Raw genomic sequence first — 579 nt, 5'->3', positions numbered from 1 at the left:
CTTCAAGCAAGGCATTACCACGACTAATTGCATTGCCAATGATAAAAAGATCGGGTTCGAGATCTAGCTGTTGCGTATCGAAACCTTGAATCAACTCAATACCGAGTGACTCAAGTTGCGTACTCATTGGAGGATAAACGCCCTGATCACAACCCGTAACGCGCAAACCCTGTTCTTTTGCGAGCGCGGCAAGCGAGCCCATAAAGGTCCCGCAAATACCTAAGATATGAATGTGTTGAACAGACAAAATATGACTCAAATGCTGTTAACTAAAGACTACCGTTGACGTCGAGCTCAATCGCTCTATCCATTTCTTCAAGAAGCCCAGCTCTCGCTTTAAGCTTAGTGCCTTTGTGCGCATGACGATTAAGCTTCTTCGTTGCTTTAGCGTATTCAATCGCCGTCTCGACAACTTTTTCAAATTCAACGATTTCGTCTAGAAAACCCGCTTCAACAGCTGTTTCAGGATCAAACATTTCCGCCAAATAAAGTGAACGATTCAAATAACGATCCGTCACACCATGTTTTGCCATCGTAATACCCGCATGGTGCATCGTCATACCGATCGCCACTTCATTC

At 44.6% G+C, this 579-nt stretch carries 1 protein-coding gene and 1 pseudogene; both read right to left on the bottom strand.

Features of this window, described 5'->3' with window-relative positions:
* The coding region (locus tag A3738_RS09210; protein ID WP_231876600.1) for a Mur ligase domain-containing protein at window positions 1-202 on the bottom strand (202 nt) is incomplete at its 3' end.
* Between the two features lie 67 nt (window positions 203-269).
* A pseudogene (locus A3738_RS30875) lies at window positions 270-579 on the bottom strand (enoyl-CoA hydratase); the annotation flags it as partial.

The sequence above is a fragment of the Oleiphilus sp. HI0066 genome, assembly GCF_001635725.1.
The sequence above is the reverse complement of the archived record's forward strand: the minus strand, read 5'-3'. Positions and strand labels throughout refer to the sequence as shown.